Source organism: Nonomuraea sp. CA-141351 (assembly GCF_050944675.1).
Classification (GTDB): domain Bacteria; phylum Actinomycetota; class Actinomycetes; order Streptosporangiales; family Streptosporangiaceae; genus Nonomuraea.
Genome location: NZ_CP191982.1, coordinates 5,224,136 through 5,241,581, shown reverse-complemented (window position 1 = coordinate 5,241,581; position 17,446 = coordinate 5,224,136). Strand labels below are relative to the sequence as shown.

At 70.5% G+C, this 17,446-nt stretch carries 16 protein-coding genes; 9 read left to right on the top strand and 7 right to left on the bottom strand.

The window, feature by feature from the left end:
• Positions 1-61 precede the first annotated feature (61 nt).
• The 6 genes from ACQPWU_RS24750 (at position 62) to ACQPWU_RS24725 (ending at position 5,774) form a co-directional block, all read left to right on the top strand.
• Positions 62-814: a FadR/GntR family transcriptional regulator gene (locus ACQPWU_RS24750; protein ID WP_433444035.1), complete on the top strand. Its 753-nt coding sequence runs from the start codon at positions 62-64 to the stop codon at positions 812-814.
• Between the two features lie 70 nt (positions 815-884).
• Positions 885-1,850, top strand: a complete 966-nt coding sequence (locus tag ACQPWU_RS24745; protein ID WP_433444033.1) for an adenylate/guanylate cyclase domain-containing protein — start codon at positions 885-887, stop codon at positions 1,848-1,850.
• An 88-nt stretch (positions 1,851-1,938) separates the two neighbouring features.
• Positions 1,939-2,418, top strand: a complete 480-nt coding sequence (locus ACQPWU_RS24740) for a SigE family RNA polymerase sigma factor (RefSeq protein ID WP_433444031.1) — start codon at positions 1,939-1,941, stop codon at positions 2,416-2,418.
• Positions 2,415-3,434 carry a hypothetical protein gene (locus ACQPWU_RS24735; protein WP_433444029.1) on the top strand — a complete coding sequence of 340 codons (1,020 nt, stop codon included), beginning with the start codon at positions 2,415-2,417 and terminating at the stop codon, positions 3,432-3,434. The genes ACQPWU_RS24740 and ACQPWU_RS24735 overlap by 4 nt, the downstream gene beginning before the upstream one ends.
• 5 nt (positions 3,435-3,439) lie before the next feature.
• Positions 3,440-4,195: an aminotransferase class IV gene (locus tag ACQPWU_RS24730; protein ID WP_433444027.1), complete on the top strand. Its 756-nt coding sequence runs from the start codon at positions 3,440-3,442 to the stop codon at positions 4,193-4,195.
• A gap of 55 nt (positions 4,196-4,250) precedes the next feature.
• Positions 4,251-5,774, top strand: a complete 1,524-nt coding sequence (locus ACQPWU_RS24725; protein WP_433444025.1) for an acyl-CoA synthetase — start codon at positions 4,251-4,253, stop codon at positions 5,772-5,774.
• A 1-nt stretch (position 5,775) separates the two neighbouring features.
• On the opposite strand, the gene ACQPWU_RS24720 is transcribed toward ACQPWU_RS24725, so the two are convergent.
• A complete protein-coding gene (locus ACQPWU_RS24720; protein WP_433444023.1) occupies positions 5,776-7,350 on the bottom strand; it encodes a benzoate-CoA ligase family protein in 1,575 nt (524 codons plus the stop codon).
• A gap of 115 nt (positions 7,351-7,465) precedes the next feature.
• Between ACQPWU_RS24720 and ACQPWU_RS24715 the strand changes: the two genes are divergently transcribed.
• On the top strand, positions 7,466-8,296 hold the full coding sequence (locus tag ACQPWU_RS24715) for a PaaX family transcriptional regulator (RefSeq protein ID WP_433444021.1): 831 nt from the start codon (positions 7,466-7,468) through the stop codon (positions 8,294-8,296).
• Positions 8,297-8,571: 275 nt separating this feature from the next.
• Here the strand turns inward: ACQPWU_RS24715 and boxB are convergent, their stop codons facing one another.
• The 5 genes from boxB to ACQPWU_RS24690 form a co-directional block, all read right to left on the bottom strand.
• On the bottom strand, positions 8,572-9,987 hold the full coding sequence (gene boxB, locus ACQPWU_RS24710) for a benzoyl-CoA 2,3-epoxidase subunit BoxB (protein WP_433444019.1): 1,416 nt from the start codon (positions 9,985-9,987) through the stop codon (positions 8,572-8,574).
• 47 nt (positions 9,988-10,034) lie between these two features.
• On the bottom strand, positions 10,035-11,672 hold the full coding sequence (gene boxC / locus ACQPWU_RS24705; RefSeq protein WP_433444017.1) for a 2,3-epoxybenzoyl-CoA dihydrolase: 1,638 nt from the start codon (positions 11,670-11,672) through the stop codon (positions 10,035-10,037).
• A 32-nt stretch (positions 11,673-11,704) separates the two neighbouring features.
• Complete coding sequence (locus ACQPWU_RS24700; RefSeq protein WP_433444015.1) at positions 11,705-12,565, bottom strand: amidohydrolase family protein; 861 nt, start codon at positions 12,563-12,565, stop codon at positions 11,705-11,707.
• A gap of 32 nt (positions 12,566-12,597) precedes the next feature.
• Complete coding sequence (locus ACQPWU_RS24695) at positions 12,598-13,539, bottom strand: NUDIX hydrolase (protein ID WP_433444013.1); 942 nt, start codon at positions 13,537-13,539, stop codon at positions 12,598-12,600.
• Positions 13,540-13,910: 371 nt separating this feature from the next.
• The gene (locus tag ACQPWU_RS24690) at positions 13,911-14,462 is read right to left on the bottom strand and encodes a YceI family protein (RefSeq protein WP_433444011.1); all 552 of its coding nucleotides are present in this window, start codon (positions 14,460-14,462) and stop codon (positions 13,911-13,913) included.
• A 90-nt stretch (positions 14,463-14,552) separates the two neighbouring features.
• On the opposite strand from ACQPWU_RS24690, the gene ACQPWU_RS24685 reads away from it, so the two are divergent.
• Complete coding sequence (locus tag ACQPWU_RS24685) at positions 14,553-15,026, top strand: MarR family winged helix-turn-helix transcriptional regulator (protein ID WP_433444009.1); 474 nt, start codon at positions 14,553-14,555, stop codon at positions 15,024-15,026.
• A 92-nt stretch (positions 15,027-15,118) separates the two neighbouring features.
• Here ACQPWU_RS24685 and ACQPWU_RS24680 read toward each other — a convergent pair whose 3' ends face one another.
• Positions 15,119-16,072: a LysR family transcriptional regulator gene (locus ACQPWU_RS24680; protein WP_433445283.1), complete on the bottom strand. Its 954-nt coding sequence runs from the start codon at positions 16,070-16,072 to the stop codon at positions 15,119-15,121.
• 66 nt (positions 16,073-16,138) lie between these two features.
• Here ACQPWU_RS24680 and ACQPWU_RS24675 point away from each other — a divergent pair, with 66 nt between their 5' ends.
• Entirely contained in the window at positions 16,139-17,386 is a 1,248-nt protein-coding gene (locus ACQPWU_RS24675) for an MFS transporter (protein ID WP_433444007.1), read from the top strand.
• Positions 17,387-17,446: the final 60 nt, after the last annotated feature.

Below are 17,446 nucleotides of genomic sequence, written 5' to 3'. Positions count from 1 at the left end.
GGTCGGACCAGTAGGCTACGCACATTGCCAGTCGACGGCGGCTCGGGTCAAGGGGGCTTACATGGGTGGTCCACGTTTCGAGCCGGTGCGTACCGTACGGGCCTACGAACGGGTGGTGGAGCAGGTCGAGGAGGCCATCGAGAGCGGCTCGCTCTCACCGGGCGAGAGGCTGCCGAGTGAGCGGGAGCTCATGGTGCAGTTCTCGGTCAGCCGGTCCACCGTGCGCGAGGCGCTGCGGGTGCTCCAGGCACGCGGCCTGGTGCGGTCACGGCCCGGGGACCCGAACGGGGCGGAGGTGCTGCCGTTCTCGCCCGCCGCGCTGCACAAGTCGATGACGACCCTGGCCAGGGTGGAGGAGCTGTCGCTGGCCGAGCTGGTGCAGTTCAGGATGGTGCTCGACTCCTCGGCCATCCTGCTGGCCGCGCGGCTGCGCACCGACGCGGAGCTCGCCGAGATGGCCTCGGCCGTCTCGTCCATGCGGGAGGCCGTGGAGGCGGGCCGGGACGCGTTCGGCGAGGCCGACGTGGCCTTCCACGACGCGGTGGCGCGGGCGAGCGGCAACAAGCTCATCCAGATCTGCACGGACGTGGTCCGCTCGATCGTGCTCAAGCTGGTCTCGGAGAAGATCGCCCACGCTGACGACCGGGAGGCGCTGATGCGGCAGAGCATCCAGCACCACGAGGAGGTGCTGGACGCCATGCGGGCGGGCGACGGCCCGCTGGCCGCCCGGCTGTCCAGGAAGGCGATGTACGACTACTACGCGGGCTACGTCCCGGCCGGCGAGCGCTCCTCCCTCCGGGCCCTGCTGGACTGATGCCTTCCGCGTGTCGCGTGGGCGTGGGACCGCCCAGGTCGGCGAAGGTAGCGGGTGTTATGTTGCGTGCGTGGCGGGCGTGGATGGGGATGAGCTGATAGAGGCCTTTCTGCGCGAGCCGCGCCGCTACACCAGCCACCAGGTCGCCTACATGGCGGGGGTGCCGGTCTACCGCGCGCGGCGGTACTGGCGTGCCCTGGGCTTCGCCAACGTGGCCGACGACGCGGTCGAGTTCACCGATTCCGACGTGGAGGCGCTGCGGATCATGCTCGACCTGGTCGGTTCGGGCGTCTACAGCGAGGAGCACATGCTGCTGGTGGCCCGCTCGCTCGGCAGCGCGACCACCAGGCTGGCCGAGTCGCAGGCCGAGCTGGGCGTCGAGACCCTCGACCAGGCGGGCGTCCCGCTGGCGGAGCGCCCACGGGCCTGGCGGCGCCGGGCCGAGATCGTGGTGCCCGAGCTCGCGCGGCTGCTCGTCTACGCCTGGCAGCGCCAGCTCGCCGCCGCGGCGGGGCGCATCGCCGAGCAGGACATGAGCGCGGTACGCCTGGCCGTCGGCTTCGCCGATCTGGTCGCGTTCACCCGGCTGAGCAGGCAGATCACTGGGAGCGAGCTGTCCAGGCTGATCGACAGGTTCGAGGGGCGCTCGGCCGACATCGTGACCTCGACCGGCGGGCGGGTGGTCAAGACGCTGGGCGACTCCGTGCTGTTCGTGGCCGACCAGGCGCACGTGGCGGCGGAGATCGCGCTGCGCCTGGTGGAGACGCACGCGCGGATCAAGGACATGCCCGAGCTGCGGGTGGGGCTGGCGTCCGGCCCGGTGATCTGGCGCATGGGGGACGTGTTCGGCACCACGGTGAATCTGGCCAGCAGGCTCACGGCCCTGTCGCTGCCGGGGACGATCCTGGCGGATCCCCAGTTCGCGGAGGAACTGGAAGGTGACCGGGCGTTCCAGCTACGGGAGGTCAACCGGCTGTCGGTGCGCGGGCTGGGCGAGCTGGCCCCCTTCACGGTGACCCGCGCCGGCTCGGTCTGACCCTGAGGTTCGTCGGGCCGCGGGCAACCTCGTGTCGCGCTCGATGCGTCACTACCGTCGGTAGGCTCCGATCAGAAGGCGGATCAAGTTGGCGGATAGGGCGATATTTCAGGACTTTGTGGTGGCCCGGTCGGACCGGCTGTTACGCACCGCGTACCTGCTGACCCACGACTGGGCGACGGCGGAGGACCTGCTGCAGGAGTCGCTGGCCAAGGCGTGGTTCGCCTGGCCGGGCATCGACGAGCCCGAGGCGTACGTGCGCAGGGTCCTGGTGACCACGTACACGTCCTGGTGGCGCCGCAGGTGGCGCACGGAGCTGCCCAGCGGCGACCTGCCGGACGAGCCCGCGCGCGACGACGCGGGCCGGCGCGAGGAGCTGTGGGAGGCGGTCGGCCGGCTGCCCGCCAAGCAGCGCGCGGTGATCGTGCTGCGTTTCTACGAGGACCTGCCTGTGGCGGAGGTGGCCAGGCTGCTGGGCTGCCAGGAGGGCACGGTCAAGAGCCAGACCGCGAAGGCGCTGGCCAAGCTGCGAGTGGACGAGTCGATCGTGAAGGAGCTGCACCGATGACCGTGCAAGACCTGCGTGACGTCCTGCGGGAGCGAGCCGAGTCCCCGTCGCCGGCGAACCCGTACCGGCACGACGAGGTCCGCTCCCGCATCCGCAGGACCAGCCTGCGCAGGCGCGTGACGGCGGGCGCAGGGGCGGTGGCGGTCATCGCGGCCGGCATCTACCTCCTCCCCGGTACGGCCACCGCGCCGGACCGCGACACGACCGCGACGGCCACGACGGCGGCCCAGCCCGCCGGGCTGCCGGAGTCGTTCACCTCGGCTGACGGCACCGCGTACCGCCGTCTGGCCACCGCCATGCTCAAGGACGGCGAGGCGAAGACGTCGGTCAAGGTCCCCGTCTCCGGCAAGCCGCTGGAGGTGGCCGCGGCGTGCGATGGCGATGAGGGCAGCCCGGCGCCGAATGTCTCCGTGGACGGCCGCGACGACCCCCAATCCAGCTTCACACCATGCGAGAAGGGGATGAGTCTGCTCCCCCTGACCAGGATCCAGCCCGGCGCCACGGGGGCCACGGTCACGTTCGACACGACCGTCTACGGCTCGCCGGGCTGCGATCAGGAGAAGGGCGGGCGCTGCGGGCCCGTCGTGCCGCAGGGGACCAGCTGGAGGCTTGCCGTCTACGAATGGACGCCGCCCGGCCGCCGGGTCCAGCCCGAGCGGGGCGAGGTTCTCCCCGCCCGGCTGGAAGGCTGGAAGCTGGCCCGCTCCGCGACGGGTGTGTCGGACAGGGATCAGTCGTTCTCGCTGGTGGTCAAGAGCGAGAGCGGGAAGATCGCCATCGAGCAGCTCTGTGCGGGTGACCTGGCCATGCGGGCGTGGTTCACGTACACGATGGATGTCCAGGGGTCCACCACCACCACGACTTGTGCCGTCTGGAAGACAGGCCCGTTCCCCATGGCCATGGCCGAGTTCCAGGTGCCCAAGGGCAAGCGGGTGACGATCAAGGGGCGGACGGGCGTCTGGGGCGAGTCCACCAATCGCCCGGTTCGCTGGTCGGTGGGGGTTTACGTAAAGTAGATCGCGTGACGGAACGCGCTGCCATCGAGGGCAGGCTGGTGGACGCCGACGCGCGCTTCATGCTCCACGCGCGCTACGGCCACTTCACCGCCATGCAGGTCAGGGATCGCCGGGTGCGCGGGCTCGACCTGCACTTCGAGCGGCTGGAGGCGGCCAACGCCGAGCTGTTCGGCCTGCCGCTCGACCGGGCCGAGGTGCTCGGCTCCATCAGGGCCGTGCTCGGCGACGACGTACGGGACGCGAGCGTGCGGGTGTACGTCGTCGAGACCGACCGGCCGCACGTGATCGCGACCGCCGCCCCGCCCCACGAGGCGCCCAGCGGCCCGCAGAGCGTGCAGCCGGTCCCCTACCAGCGCTATCTGCCGCACATCAAGCAGGCGTCGGGCATGCTGCAAGCCCACGTCGGGCGGCTGGTCGGGCGTGCGGGCTTCGACGAGGCGCTGCTCACCACCGAGGACGGCCTGATCAGCGAGGGCTCGATCACCAACCTGGGCGCGTTCGCCGGCGGCCGGCTGATCTGGCCGGACGCGCCGATGCTGCACGGCATCACGATGCGACTGCTGGAGCGGATGGACGTCCCGCAGGAGCGGCGGCCGGTCAAGGTCGCCGACCTGCCGGGATTCGACCAGGTCTTCCTCTGCAACTCCTGGGGCGTGTGGCCGGTCGGCCGGGTGGACGACGTGCCGCTGCCCCAGGACGACACGCTGATGAGCCGGCTGCACGACCACTATGACCGCATTGCCGGAGATCCTCTGGATTGAGCCGTTTGCGGGGTACGATCGCCGAAATCGTTCTGCGATCAAAGGAAAACCCCGCATGACGACTCGCCGGCACGCCATCGGTGATCTTCTCCGTCGTTCCGCCGCCCGCTACCCAGGCAAGACCGCCATCGTCTACGGCGGCCTGCGGCAGAGCTACGCCGACCTCGACCTCGCGGTGAACCGCACGGCCAACGCCCTGGCCGCGCGCGGCGTCGGCAAGGGCGACCGGTTCGCCGTCTTCAGCCACAACAACCACGCGTTCGTGGTGACGTACTTCGCGCTGGCGCGGCTGGGCGCGATCTCCGTGCCGATCAACTTCATGCTCGGATCGGCCGAGGTCGCGTACATCCTGGAGCATTCGGGAGCGAGCGGGATGCTCGTGGAGGAGGCGCTCCTCCCGGTCGCCGAGGCGGCCGTCGGGGCCCAGGTCAGGGTGCGCGGCGTGATCGGGTCGGCGGACGGCTGGGAGCCGTTCGCGGAGTGGGCGGCCTTCGGCGACGCGTCGGAGCCGCAGGTGGAGATCGCCGACGACGACCCGATCCAGCTCATGTACACCAGCGGCACCGAGTCCCGCCCCAAGGGCGCCACGCTGTCGAGCCGCAGCCTGATCGCCCAGTACGTCACGTGCGTGGTGGACGGCGAGATGAGCCACCACGACGTCGAGGTGCACGCCCTGCCCCTCTACCACTGCGCCCAGCTCCACTGCTTCCTGACGCCCGGCATCTACCTCGGCGCCACCAACATCGTGCTGCCCGGCCCGAGCCCCGCGGCGATCCTGGCCACGATCGAGGGCGAGCGGGCCACCAAGCTCTTCTGCCCGCCCACCGTCTGGATCAGCCTGCTGCGCCACCCCGACTTCGGCCGCCGCGACCTGTCGTCCCTGCGCAAGGGCTACTACGGCGCCTCGATCATGCCCGTGGAGGTGCTGAAGGAGATCGCCACCCGCCTGCCGGACGTCCGCCTGTTCAACTTCTACGGCCAGACCGAGATGGCCCCGGTCGCCACGATCCTCGGCCCGGAGGAGCAGCTCACCCGGCTCGGCTCGGCCGGCAGGGCCGCCCTCAACGTCGAGACCAGGATCGTCGACGACCAGGACCGGCCCGTGCCGGCCGGCGCGGTCGGCGAGATCGTCCACCGCAGCCCGCACGCCATGCTCGGCTACTGGAACGACCCCGCCAAGACCGCGGAGGCGTTCAGGGGCGGCTGGTTCCACAGCGGCGACCTCGGCGTCATGGACGCCGACGGCTACCTGTCCGTGGTGGACAGGAAGAAGGACATGATCAAGTCGGGCGGCGAGAACGTGGCGAGCCGCGAGGTGGAGGAGGCCATCTACCAGCATCCGGCGGTGGCGGAGGCGGCGGTGTTCGGGGTGCCGGACGAGAAGTGGATCGAGGCGGTGACGGCCGCGGTGGTCCTGCGCGAGGCGGCGGGGGTGACCGAGGCCGAGCTGACCGCGTTCCTGCGGGAGCGGCTGGCGGCCTTCAAGACGCCCAAGCGGGTGGTGTTCGTGGACGCCCTGCCCAAGAACGCCTCGGGCAAGGTGCTCAAGCGGGAGCTGCGCGACGCGTTCCCCGCGTAGTTCAGGGGGCCTTACCGAGGAGGTCGGCGGCGATCTGGCGGATCACCACGCGCTGGATCTTGCCGGTCGCCGTCTTCGGCAGCTCGTCCAGGACCAGGACCTCGCGGGGGCGCTTGAAGGAGGCCAGACCGTCCCGGCAGAATCCGATGAGCTCGCCGGCGTCCACCGTGCGGCCCGGAGCGGACACCACGCAGGCCACCGGCTTCTCCAGCCCCTCGTTGTCGATGTAGGCCACGACGGCGCATTCGCCCACCGACTCGTGCTGGAGCAGCCTGGCCTCGACCTCCATCGGCGACACCCAGATGCCGCCCGCCTTGATCATGTCGTTGGAGCGGCCGAGGCACTGGAAGAAGCCGTCCTCGCCCCTGATGTAGGTGTCTCCCGTACGCAGCCACTCTCCCAGGAACACCTGGCGGGTGGTGGCCGTGCGGCACCAGTAGCCGGTGGCCACCGAGTCGCCGCGGACGTACAGGTGGCCGGGCTCCCCGTCCTTGACGGGGACGCCGGACTCGTCGAGCAGCTTGGCCTCGTAGCCGGGTACGAGGGTTCCCGAGCTGCCCGGCCGCACCTGGCCCGGGCGGTTGGAGATGAAGATGTGCAGCGCCTCCGTGGATCCGAGGCCGTCGATGATGTCCACCCCGAAGCGCTGGGTGAAGCGGCGGTGGATCTCGGCGGGCAGCGCCTCGCCTGCCGACACGGCCAGCCGTACCGACTCGAAGGCGTCGTCGGGGGCGTCGGAGGCGAGCAGCGCCGCGAAGAACGTCGGGCCCGCGAAGAACAGCGTCGGCCGCTCCTCCATCACCCGCGCGACCACTCCGGCGGGGGTCGGCCGCGCAGGGTCGAGGATCGTCGTGGCGCCCGCCGCCAGGGGGAAGAACATGGAGTTCCCGATGCCGTACGCGAAGAACAGCCGCGCGACCGAGAAGCACCGGTCGTCGGGGCGGATGCCGAGGATCTGGCGCCCGTACCCCTCGCAGACGTCCTGGATGGCGCCGTGCCGGTGCATGGCCGCCTTGGGAGCGCCGGTGGTGCCCGAGGTGTAGAGCCAGAGCCCGGGCGAGTCGCGCCAGCTGTCGTAGGCGTGGCTCGGCGTCCTCCCCGATTCCAGTACGTCGGACCACCGGCATACCGGCACCTCCGCCGCGGCTTCCGACGCGTCGGTGAGTGCTTCCGTATGGATGAGCACCGCCACGTCGGGGGTGTTCGGGACGGCCTCCAGCACTGCCGGCGCGAACTCGGGAGTGGCCACGACGACCCTCGCCCGAGAGTCGCGGATGAGCTCGGCGAGCTCGGCGGCGTTGTACATGGTGGAGACCGGTACGGCGACCGCGCCCATGCGCATGACGGCCAGGATCGTGATCACTGTCTCCGGGCGGTCGGACATGACGAGCAGGACCCGCTCCTCCGGCCTGACGCCAAGCGTCCGTAACCCGGCCGCGAAATCGGCGACGTGGGCGGCGAGCTGCGCGTAGGTCAACGTACCCGCGGGGCCGGTCACGGCGACGTGATCCCCTCGGCCCGCTTCGACCTGGCGGTCCACGAGAAAGACGCTGGCGTTGAACGATTCGGACGTCATGGGCGTCCCCATCCGCAGGCGTATATACGTAGCCAAATCTTCTACATGGAATTGATGGCCCGTCAATGACTTGTAGCATTGAAGTACCGAACGTCGTGCTCTCGAAAGGAGCCCTGTGCCCACCCCCTGGCCCTCCGGCGCCGGCGGCCGTCAGGCGAGCGCCAAGGCGCTGCTCCTGACCGTGTTCGGCGAGTTCGTCCTGCCGGACGGCAGGCCCGCGTGGACGTCGACGCTGCTGCACGTGCTCGGCGGTCTCGGCATGGAGGAGAAGTCGGCCCGGCAGGCCCTGTCGCGGATGGCGGCCGACGGGTGGATCTCCTCCGAGCGCTCCGGCAGGCGGGTGCGGTGGGCGCTGACGCGGCGCGGGCGCGAGTTCCTGGCGGAGGGGGCCGAGCGCATCTACGCCTTCGGGCGGCGCCGCGAGTCGTGGGACGGCCGCTGGGTCGTCCTGATCACCACCGTGCCTGAGTCCAGGAGGGAGCTGCGCCACCAGCTCCGCGCGGGCCTGAGCTGGGCGGGCTTCGGCAGCCCCGTGCCCGGGGTGTGGGTGAGCCCGCACGCCGCCCGCGAGGCCGAGGCCAAGCAGGTGGTCGAGGGGCTGGGGCTCGAGCTGTCGGCGTACTCCTTCAACGGGCCGTACGCGGGGATCGGCTCCGAGCGCACCCTCGTCGACCAGGCGTGGCATCTCGGGGAACTGGCGGCCCAGTACCAGGGCTTCCTCCAGGAGTTCGCCGGCCTGCGCCCCAAGCCGGGCGATCCCGTGCTGCTGGCCCAGATCCGCCTGGTGCACGCCTGGCGGCGCTTTCCGCGGCTGGACCCGGAGCTGCCCCTGGAGCTCCTGCCTCCGGACTGGATCGGCGTACGCGCCGCCAACGTCTTCAACGACCTCCACGACACCTGGCGCCCCGCCGCCCGAACCCGCTGGTCCGAGCTCTGCACGGACTGACCGTGGCTCCGGACGGCAGTCTCCGACGGAGCTCGCTGGACGACGGTGACCTCCGACGGGGCACTGCACGGACGGCGACCGCTCGCAGGGCACGCCGCGCCCCGTGATCCCCGGGCCGCGCGCGGCGGAGTCGGCGCGCCCCTCCCCTCCCTCAAGGAGCCCAGCCCCGACGGCGGGAGAGCAACCACCCGTTACGTCCCCTCGGAGATGACGCGCGCGCATGGCACAGCACCGTCGGCCATCCCCTTCCTCCGAGCGGCGGGAGCGACTTCCCGCTAAGAGGTCAGATGGACGTACTCGTACTCGAACGGCCGGCCGTTGATGCCGTTGCGGGGCGGCGCCACCCAGGCGGCGATCTTCCCCGGTTCGTAGACGGGACGCATCAGGGCCTGGACACGTGCCTTGTCCTGCGCCGTCGGCAACCAGCGCTCGCGGGACGCCTCCCAGGTCATGGGCTCGGCTACGCGTCCGTCCGGCGAGATGTGGTGCCCGGCGAACATACCCACCTGGCGGTTGAACCCCACATGCGGCAAGTAGAGCGTCGCGTCGAGACCGTAGTCGGCGAGAATCCGGTTCCACCGGTTGACGCCGGTGCCGCAGTCGGCGACGTACTCGCCGCGCAGGTCCGCGTTGAGCGCCGTGAGCGCGGGGAGCTCGACGCCGACCAGCCGTCCCTGATCGACCTGCGGCACGACGGCGACCGCCTCGGTGAGCAGGTGATCGTCCTTGCGCCGCTCCTCCTGCCACCGCCCTTTGAGCCCGGCGGTGAAGTAGTTGGCCACGTTGGTGGACGTTTCGCCGCCGAAGAGATCGAGGCTCACGCTGTAGTGGAAGTTGATGTACTTCTGGATGACGTCGAGCGGGATGCCGCCGTACTCCCAGATGTCGTCGCCGTCGTGCTCCCGCATGAGCTGCGCCGTACGCTCCACCACCCGATCCACGCCCGTGGTCCCCACGAACATGTGGTGGGCCTCCTCCTTGAGCATGAACTCGCAGGTACGGCTCAGCGGATCGAACGCCGACTCCTTGAGCGTGCCGAGCTGATACTTCCCATCCCGGTCGGTGAAGTACGTGAACATGTAGAACGACAGCCAGTCCGGCGTCTCCTCGTTGAAGGCACCCAGGATGCGCGGTGAGTCCTCGCTGCCCGAGTTGCGCATCAGGAGCGCCTCGGCCTCATCTCGCCCGGACCTGCCGAAATAGGCATGCAGCAGATAGACCATGGCCCACAGGTGCCGTCCTTCTTCCACGTTCACCTGGAAGAGGTTGCGCAGGTCGTAGAGCGACGGGGCGGTGAGGCCGAGGCGCCGCTGCTGCTCGACGCTGGCCGGTTCGGTGTCGCCCTGGATGACGATGAGCCGCTGCAGGTCCGCACGGTACTCGCCGGGGACCTGCTGCCAGACGGGCTGCCCCTTGTTCTGGCCGAACGCGATGCGCCGGTCGGTGTCACGCTCGGCGAGGAAGATGCCCCACCTGTACTCCGGCAACGCCACGTGGTCGAAATGCGCCCATCCTTCCCGCCCGACCGCGATGGCCGTCCGGAGATAGACGTCCTGGGTGGGCAGCGCCGGCCCCATGTCCGCCCACCACTGCAGGAAGCGAGGCTGCCACGACTCCAGTGCCCGCTGCAGGCGGCGGTCCTCGGCGAGGTTGACGTTGTTCGGTATGCGCTCGGAGTAGTCGATGGACATCTCAGACCCTCTTCCTCATACTTCGGCAGCCCGCGCCGGGATGCGCCTCACACCCGCGCCCGGTCGTACGCGGGCCGCTGACCGGTGCCGTAACGGCGCAGCGCGCCTTCAGGACTCGAGGCGTTGGGACGGGTGAAGATCCAGTTCTGCCAGACGGCGAGGCGGCCGAAGATCTTGGTTTCCATGGTCTCGGGGCCGGCGAAGCGGTGGTTGGCCTCCATGCCGGTGAGCGCGTCGGGGCTCAGCGCGGCACGTTCCTCCAGTGCCAGACGCACCTCGTCATCCCAGTCGATGTCGTCGGGAGCGAACGTCACCAGCCCCAGCTCCAGCGCCTCGGCCGCGTCGATCCGCCGCCCCGCCTCCTGCTCCAGCTTGACCACCTGATCAGGCTCGGCGTGGAACCGCGACGCGAGCCGGGACAGGCCGTTCCCCATGGGGTAGTCCCCGAAGTTGGCGCGCGTCAGCTGGATGGCGTTGGGTTCCCCGGGGTCGTCCAGCATGTACTGGCGATCGCAGGCCAGAGCCAGCTCCAGTAGCGGCCCGGCGAAGCAGCTGCCCGGCTCGATGAGCGCGATCAGGCTACGGCTTGTGACATCCAGCCGCTTCAACGTCCGCTTGAAGTAGTGCTTCATTTCGCCGTAGGGCCACTCGTCGCTCGTGATGTCGTACGCCAGGACCGCGTCGATGTCACCCTCGGTCCTGATCACCCACGTGCCCCGCTCGAGCTCGTTGGTCCGCAGCCGCAGGATGAGGTCGTCGAGCTCCCTGGTCATCCGCAGGAACCAGTGGTCCTCGCCGGCTTCGCCACCATCGGGTCCGCTGAGTCCGCCGGCGGCCTGAGCCCCGTTGCCCTTCCCGGGGCCGTACACGGTGATGGCGACCGTGTGATCGTCCAGCTCGGCCTTGACCGTCGAATACACGTAGCCGTCGGGGCGCAGCGCAGGCAAGGGGATGGGTGTGGCCTGGGCCGGGCGGTGGGAGCGGGCGGCGGCTTCGGCGGCGCGGCGGCGTACGGTCTCCTCGAACTTGCTGCGCGGCACCGCCTCATCGACGAGTTTCCACTCCACCGCGCGCCGCCCCCGCACCCCCTCGCTCCGGGTCGCGAACACGTCGGCAACGTCCTTGCGGACGCCGCGCTTGTCCGTGAGGCGGGTCAGGCCGCCCGTGCCCGGCAGAACGCCCAGCAGCGGGACCTCGGGCAGAGACACGGCCGTGGAGCCGTCGTCGACCAGGATGATCCGATCGCAGGCGAGGGCGATCTCGTAGCCGCCCCCGGCCGCGGTGCCGTTGATGGCGGCGAGGTACATCTGCCCGGAGTGAGCGGTCGCGTCCTCGATGGCGTTGCGGGTCTCGTTGGTGAACTTGCAGAAGTTGACCTTCCAGGCGTGCGACGACTGCGCGAGCATGCGGATGTTCGCGCCCGCGCAGAACACCTTGTCCAGCCCTCCGGTGATGACGACCGCGCGGACCTGCGGGTGCTCGAAGCGGAGGCGCTGGACCACGTCGTGGAGCTCGATGTCCACTCCGAGGTCGTACGAGTTGAGCTTGAGGTCGTACCCGGGGACGATGCCGCCGCTCTCATCGACCTTGAGCACGATCCTGGCGATCTCGCCGTCCACCTCCAGCCGAATGTGGCGGTACCGGCCTGGATCGGTGTCGAACGACACCTCTGGGTGTCCGGTCATGCCTTCAAGTTCAACAGCGACCGCTAGTCGCGTCAAGAGTATGTAGTACTTTTGAAGTAGATGCGCAGTGCGTTGCCCGCGAGGGCCATGGCGAGGGTGTCGTCGTCGAGGCCGAGATCCGCCAGGGCGCGGGCGTTGCGCGCTATGCCGGGCACGCCGGGCCAGTCGGTGGCGAAGACGAACTTGCGGGCCAGCCGCCGCAGGTCGAACCGCTGGTAGTAGTCGGGCAGCCGGGCGGGTGGCAGCCCGGACAGCTCGATCCAGACGTTCTCGTGCATGAGGGCGAGGAAGGCCGCCTGGTCGTACCACCACCCGCGCCCGCCGTGCGCGAGCACCACCGTGAGCTCGGGGAAGTCGCGCAGGACGGGGTCGAGCAGCTCGGGCGCGGCCATGGTGTTGGCCGAGCCGGGGAACGTGCTGGTGCCGCAGTGCACGACGACCGGCAGGCCGCGTTCGGCGCAGGTCTGGTACGCGGGGTACATCATGGGGTCGGCCGCGGAGAAGCCGCCGTGCACCGGGTGGATCTTGAGGCCGACGGCGCCGAGTTCCACTTGTCTCAGCAGTTCCGCGGCGATCGGGTAGTGCACGTGCGGATTGACGTTGGCCAGGAACGCGAACCGGTCCGGATTGTGCTTGACGATCGGCAGCAGGTCCTCGACCGGCTGGATCCCGGTGACCTTGGGGCTGTACTCGCAGAGCAGGATGGCCCGGTCCACGCCCTCGGCCTCCAGCAACTCGTCGAACGCCGCCGGAACGACCACCCCGTCCTCATCGAACGCCGACCGCCACCCGGGAGCTCCGTACCGCTCGGCCCATCGCGTCCAGGCGGGCTTGAGCGTGGACAATCTGGGCGGATGCAGGTGGGCGTCTACCAGCAGTCGTCCGTCGAGCATGCCCCGACCGTATACACGCTCTTATCGGATCATCAACGATTTGTAGACCATTCGTGCAGGGCGAAGGGGATCTGGTCCAGGACGTTCGCGATGGCGGCCGCCGCATAGTCGACCATGTCGCCGGGCAGGTCGTCCAAGGGCCACCAGGCGATTTCCGAGCACTTGTCCGGTTCGGCGTTGTACGGGTCGCCGGTCCACTCACGGGTGGCGAAGAAGAGGCCGACGCGTTCCGGGGCGCGGTGCATGACGTGGGCGAACGCGAGGTCGTCCGGGTCGATCGCCACGCCCACTTCCTCTCTCGCCTCCCTGACGGCCGCCTCGGTCACCGACTCTCCGGCCTCGAGGTGACCGGAGGGCAGGTGCCACAGGCCGTCCCCGTAGCCGGTGCCCTTGCGTCTGCCGAGCAGGACGTGGGTGTCGCGGAGGAGGAGCACGTGCACGTCGACGATGGCCCGGAAACGCCGCCGCGGTGTCGCGTGGCCAGGGTCGCTCTCGAGGATCCGGCTGTCTGGCGCCGCTCTTCCCTGCCCGTCGCCGCTCGGGGAGCCGGACGCCTGGGCCGGCGTGCGCGCCTGGGCCGGATCAGGCGGCTGCGGTTGGTCGTCGGGCTCGGGTGCTTGGCGGAGGGCCTGCGACGGGCGTGGGAGTGGCCGGCGGTCGAGGGCTTGGGTCCATTTGACCGCGACGGCGGCCACCTGGATCAGCTCGGCTCGCAACCGCTCGGGGTCCGTCTCCGCGAACGCCTCCAGCACCTCCTCTGCCAGGATGTGCCTCCACGTCAGCGCCCCGCCCTCGGCCGCCGCCTCCGTCTCGCGCCTGGCCCGATCGGACTCGGCCACCGTCCCGTCGTCGCCGGTCCCGTCGGGCAGGATCTGCATGCCCCACATCGCGTCCTGCGCCGCCCGCTCGGCCGCCACGTCCGCGAGCACCTTCGCCAACGACCCCGGCGCACCCGCGTCGCCATCGTGTGTCATGGCCACCAGTTTGGCCCGTCCGGGGCACGCGACGTACCGCCGCCCACCGCACGCGACCCATCGACGACCGTCGCGCCGGCACACCGAGCGCTGGCGGGACTCGGTTGGGCGTTGGAGAGCCTGACGCGCACGGTGCTTGCGCCGGTGCTGAGGCGGACGATTTGGCGCAGGGTTTCGGGGGCCTTGGCGGGCGAAGCCTTCCTGGGACCAGTTGGGGCCGTATCAGTGCTGGGGGTGGCGGGCTGGGCGGCGGTGCCCCAGGCCGCCGCCCGCCGTCGTGGGGAGGCGTGCGCGGCGGTGGCGGCCAGGGTCAGGGCGAGGGCGGTCAGGGCGGAGATGGCGAGTCTACGCATGATGTGCTTTTGGATGGGTCAGGCGGTCTTGACGGCGGACAGGTCGAACTCGAGCGTGATCTTGTCGGAGATCATCACTCCTCCGGTCTCGAGAGCGGCGTTGTAGGTGATGCCGAAGTCCTTGCGGTTGATCACTGTGCTGCCCTCGAAGCCGATCCGGGTCAGGCCCTGGGCGTCGATGACCGTGCCGGTGAAGTCGAGGGGGACGGTGAGCTGCCGGGTCACCCCGCGGATCGTCAGGTCGCCGGTGACCTCGAAGCTGTCGCCGCCCGTGTGCTTGACGGAGGTGGAGTCGAAGGTGATGTGCGGGTGGGCGGCGGCGTCGAGGAAGTCGCCGGTGCGCAGATGGTCGTCGCGGAGCTGGTTGCCGGTCTGGATGCCGGCCACGTCGAGGACCACGTGGGCGGTGGAGGCGGCGGGGTTGCCGGCGTCCAGGTGGGCGGTGGCTTCTCGGACGGGGATGCTGCCGCGCACCTTGGTCACCATCGCGTGGCGGGCGACGAAGCCGAACCGGCTGTGCGCGGGGTCGATGGTGTAGGCGCCGGTGAGCTCGCTCGGGTACATGGTCATGCTCTCATTCCATTTAGTTCAGCGCTGGAAGATTCGGCACGACAGTACTTAGATTTATTTCAGTGCGCAACTTTCCAGTACGATCGCTTCATGACGCGATGGCTCACCGACGACGAGCAGCACGCCTGGCGCACCTTCGGGCTGACCACCCGCCTGCTGACCGACCGCCTGGAACGCGACCTGCTGGCCGCGGCCGACATGCCGCCCACCTACTACGAGCTGCTCGTCCTGCTGTCGGAGGCCCCCCAGCGCACCATGCGCATGAGCGAGCTGGCACACTGGACCAACTCCAAGCCCAGCCGCATCTCCCACGCGGTCAACAAGCTCGAACAGAAGGGCTGGGTGCGCCGGGAGCACTACGCCGACGACCGGCGTGGCTGGCTGGCGGTGCTCACCGACGACGGACTCACCGCGCTCCGCGCCGCCGCCCCGCAGCACGTGGCCAGCGTCCGCGAGCACCTGATCGACCTGCTCACCCCGGAACAACTGCGGCAACTATCGGACATCAGCCAGGTCCTGCTCGACCACCTGACCGAGCGGGACCATACAGCCGAGCGGACGTGACGATTCCAGGCATGAGGACCATAAGCACGCGAAGGCTGGCGAGCAGGCCATAAGGCAAAAGCAGGCGCAAGGGGGCGCGAAGTGGAGCCACGTCATGGGGTGGCGGGGCGGAAGCCGGGGCCGAGGTCGGTGGTTCCCGAGCACACGTGGTCTCTGAAGGCTCGCACAGCCGGCGTCAGTCGCGCCCCCTTGGACCAGCTCACCCCGATCGTCCTGAACACCGGCGGAGACAGCGGGATCTCCACCACACCCGAAGCGGACTGGGAGCGGGCCGCCCCCGGGGTGGAGCGGGGCAGGATCGCGACGCCGAGCCCCGCCGCCACCAGCCCCCGTACGGTCTCCGACTCCTGCCCCTCGAACGCGATCCTCGGCTCGAACCCCGCCGCCGCGCACAGGTCATCGGTGATCTGGCGCAGCCCGTACCCGTGCTCCAACGTCACCAGCTCCTCCCCCGCCAGCTCGGCCGGCCGCACCCGCGCCCGGTTCGCGAAGCGGTGGGACGGCGGGACGGACAGCACCAGCTCCTGGTCGGCGAGCGGGGTGCCGGCCAGGTCGGGGTCGTCCAGGGGCATCGGGGCGACGAACACCAGGTCGATCGCGCCCTCACGGAGCGCTCCCAGCATGTCCTGGCGCGAGCCCTGGACCAGGCTGTAGCGAATGCCGGGGTGGCGCTCGCGGAAGCCGACGATGAGGGCCGGCACGAGCTCGCGGCCCAGGAGATGGAGGAAGCCCAGGACGACGCGGCCGGTCGTCGGGTCGATCTCCTCGCGGACCTCACGGGCGGCGGTGGCCATCGTGGTGAGGGCGTGGGTGGAGGCGGCGGCCAGGGTACGGCCCGCCCTGGTGAGGCGGATGCCGCGGCCGGAGGGGACGACGAGCGGGGCGCCGATCAGGTCCGCCAGGGCGGCGAGGCGGCGGCTGGCCGTGGGCTGGGGGATGCCGAGGAGTTCGGCGGCGCGCGTCACGTGGCCCGTCTCACCCACGGCGGCCAGGATGGCCAGGGCGGGGGCCAAATGCGCGACCAGCTCTTCGTCGGATTCATCCATCACAGTATGGATTATCGCCTATTTCCGTATTAGACGTATTTATTAGCCTTGCTTAGCGTTGCTGGCGTGGTGGTCATCGATGCTCCTCCCGTTCCCGGCACGCGGCGGGTCAGTGCGGCTGTGGCGGCGGCCGGGGTGTCGTCGTTCGCGCTCCTCTATGCGCCGCAGCCCGTGCTCCCGCAGCTGGCCGAGGCGTTCAGGCTGGATCCGGGCAGCGCTTCGCTGGCCATCGGGGTGGCGACGACGTCGCTGGCCGTGGCCGTGCTGCCGGTGGCCTGGATGGCCGGGCTGGTGGGACGGCGGCGGGTGATCCTCTGGTACGTGGTGCTCTCCGCGGTGATCGGGCTGCTGCTGCCGCTGGCGCCGTCCTTTCCGGTGCTGCTGGTGATGCGGGCGGTCCAGGGCGTGGCGATCGCGGGATTCGCCGGGGTCGCGGCGGCGTACCTGGCCGACGTGGTCGGCACGGCGCGGCTCACCGGCTCGGTGGGGGCGATGATCGCGGGCAACTCGGTCGGCGGGATGCTGGGGCGGCTCGGCGCCGGATTCGCCGCAGAGCCGATGGGATGGCACGGCGCGTTGCTGACGGTGGCGGTGGTGTCCGGGCTGTGCGCGCTGTACGCGGCGCGGACGCTCCCGCAGTCCACCGGCCGCACCGCCGGCCGCACGCGAAGCGTGCCCCTGGGCGAGCCCGCCCGGCAGGCGGACGCAGGGAGGCGGCTGGGGGGCGGGCTGGTCGCACCCTTCGCCGTGGGCGCGCTGGCCATGGGGGCGTTCGTCGCGCTCTACAACGCCGCCGGGTTCCGCCTGACCGCCCCTCCCCTCTCCCTCACCCCCGCCGCCGCCTCCCTCGTCTTCCTCGCCTACGCCATGGGCACGGCCTCCTCGGCCGCCGCCGGACGCGTGGCGAGCCGCCTCGGACGTTCGAAGGCGCTGGTCGCGGCGCTGCTCTTGACGGCGGCGGGCTCCGGGCTCACCGTCTCCACGTCGCTCCCGCTCGTGGTGGCCGGCTTCGCCGTGCTGACCGCCGGGTTCTTCGCGGCGCACGCCATCGCCAACGCCTGGGTCGCCGCCGAGGCGGCCCCGCACGTCCGGGGCCGCGCCGCCGGCGTCTACACCCTCTGCTACTACCTGGGCAGCGGCGCGGGCGGCACGGTGGGCAGCATCGTGTACGGGCACGCGGGCTGGACCTGGCTCATCGCGCTGACGTCGGCCTGGCTGCTGCTGGCGATCGCCGCGGTGCTCATACGCCGGCGCTCGCACTCGCCCACGCGGATGAGCGCATACAGCCAGACGACGGAAACCCACTGCCGATGAGGGCGCTTATAAGCCACGTGCCGCCGACGAGGGCCTACAGCCGGGTGACAGTCACCGTGA